The organism is Deltaproteobacteria bacterium (assembly GCA_009930495.1).
Classification (GTDB): Bacteria; Desulfobacterota; Desulfovibrionia; order Desulfovibrionales; family Desulfomicrobiaceae; genus Desulfomicrobium.
Map to the genome: position 1 here is coordinate 1 of RZYB01000274.1, position 2,472 is coordinate 2,472.

Here is a 2,472-nt window from a genome sequence, read left to right on the forward strand (position 1 = left end):
TCTGGTTATGTGTTTATGAATCGCCTCTGCAAGTGGAAAGATCCCTGCGAGGGGTCCTGTAGCTCTTGCCGTCCAGCACGACCTGATAGGCCCCGTGCATGATCCGGTCGAGGGTGGCCGCGCCCAGGAGCTTGTTGTGGAAGGCTTCGTTCCATTCCGAGAAATCCAGGTTGCTGGTGATGATTGTTGGCCGCCGTTCGTAACGTTCCGCGATGACGTCGTGGAAATCCTCGTCTTGACCGGGGCGCATGGGTTTGAGGCCGAAGTCGTCGATGATGAGTAGGTCCGCCTTGGCCAGCGCGGCCAGTTTGCGGTCGTAGGTGCCTACGGCCCGCGCCGAGGCGAGTTGGCCCAGAAGCTTTGAATGTGTGGTGAACACGGTGTCGTGGCCGCGACGCACGGCGATATGGCCCAGGGCCTGGGCCAAGTGGCTCTTGCCGGTGCCGCAGGGGCCGACGACAAGCACGGGGGCTTTTTCCTCCAGGTAACGGCAGGTGGCCAGATCCATGACCTGCGCCTGGTTCACGCCGAGGTTGAAGGTGAAGTCGTAGCTTTCCAGCGTCTTCTGGGTGTTGATGCCGGCCCGGCGCTGACGTGTGGCCAGTTTGCGTTGTTCCCGGCGGGCGATCTCGTCCTCGATGAGCAGCGCCAGGAAATCCACATAGGCGAGCTTCTGCTCCACGGCCTGGCGGTTGCGGATTTCCAGGGAGTCCAGAATGCCTGAGAGGCGGAGCTGCTTCAGGTGAGGCATGAGTTGGGGCATGGGGTTCATGGCTGTGTCCTCCGGGCGGAGAGTTCGTTGTCACGGGCGAAGCGGGATGATCCGCCATAGGCCCCGGGCAGGGGAATGGGCAGGGACAGAGCCTGCTGATCCAATCCCTTCTCCAGGATGTTCTTCACATTGCGGTATGTGCCGGCCCCGTGATCCAGGGCTCTGGCGCAGGCGGCCTCCAGTCGTCGTTTGCCGTAACGACTCTCGAGGTGCAGCAGCCCTTGAGCGGCCCGCAGATGGTCGAGGACGCGATGCCCGAAGAATGCATCGATCAGCTCCAGGCAACGTTCGCCGACCTTGGCGGCCTGAGTCAGGCACCATTGCGGATCGCGCATCAGATACGCGGTGGCGTCCGGCGGCAGGTGGTCTTGCACCGTGCTCCGCGCGCCGGGCTTGTGCAGCCTGGGGTGCGCGGCCACGAGTTGTTGTTCGAGGAAGATCTGCACGGTCTTCTCCGTGGCGCGCAGCCACAGCGACTTATGCACCAACGTGAACGGGGCGGAATAGAAGGCTTTTTCGAACTGGACATGGCAGTTGCCATGCAACTTCGCCGATGCCCAGGCCGCCGGCTCGGGCGGGACGTCCGGCAAGGGGCGCAGGAAGTCTTTCTCCATCTCGGCAAAGCGGACCAGCGGCTTTTGTCTGGTGGTGCCGTGGACGCGGTTTCCGGCCGTGCCCATGACCCACTCATGGAGTTGACGGTTGGCGTCGGCCAGATCCCGAAATTCCCGCAGCGGCTGGAAGCTCTTTTTGACGTATTTGATGCCGGCCTCGACCACGCCTTTCTTTTGGGGATCCCGTGGCGGGCAGGCGGAGATGAGGAAGGAGTAGCCTTCGGCAAACTCGGCATAGGCCCGCTGGGCTTGCGGCTCGTAATAGCAGGCGCGGATGATGGCGCATTTGGGGTTGTCGATGACCACCCTGAGGGGCGTGCCGCCGAAGTGCTCGAAAGCCCGGCGATGACAGCCCAGCCAGGTTTCCACGCGCTGGTTGGTGACCAGTTCGGCGTACATATGCTTGCTGCACGGCAGCGTCATGACGAAGAACCACGTCTTCATGACCTCGCCGGTGTGCACATCGGTGATCACAGGACCCGCCCCGAAGTCGACCTGGGCGGTCTCGGCCGGAGGATGGTCGAGAATGATGGTGGCGGGCAGGGCTTTCTTGTTGCGCCTGATGAAACGCTTTACGCAGTCATAGCCGCCAGTGAACCCGTAGCGCTCGACCAAAGTCTGATGGATGGTCGTGGCCTGCACTCCCTGCTCCATCCAGGTGCGGATGAGCCCGGCCATGGGCACCGCCAGGGACTGCGACGGTTGTTTGGCGCGGGGGGCCAGTACAAGCGCTTCCATGTCCTCGTTGGACGGCAGGGGGCGGTTCGTGTCAAGCCAGCCCTGCTCCGTGGCTATTGCCCGCAACTGACCGGCTTTGCATCGCCCCATGAACCCGGACCGAGCTATCTCGCGGTCGGACTCTCCAAGCCGCATCCGGGTGATGACGTGTCGAATCTCATGCATTTCGAACCTCCTGTTGGCCATCCCGTCCTCCTTATGTTTCGAAGGTCGGGATAAGCGCCAAGGAAGTCCGAGCGAAGTGTTTTTACCGCTCTCCCAAAACCAAGGTGGCCCCATTAGGGGTGCCCATGAGGTGGCTCCTTTAAGGGTGCCCCCGGATTGGCTCCATAGGGGTGCCCGCTAACA

2 protein-coding genes are annotated in these 2,472 nt (G+C 62.4%); both read right to left on the reverse strand.

Annotated elements, in window-relative coordinates; translation table 11 throughout:
• Positions 1-13: 13 nt before the first annotated feature.
• Positions 14-772, reverse strand: a complete 759-nt coding sequence (locus EOL86_13655) for an ATP-binding protein (protein NCD26619.1) — start codon at positions 770-772, stop codon at positions 14-16.
• Positions 769-2,403, reverse strand: a complete 1,635-nt coding sequence (locus EOL86_13660; GenBank protein ID NCD26620.1) for an IS21 family transposase — start codon at positions 2,401-2,403, stop codon at positions 769-771. Before EOL86_13660 ends, EOL86_13655 begins: the two co-directional genes overlap by 4 nt.
• Positions 2,404-2,472 lie beyond the last annotated feature (69 nt).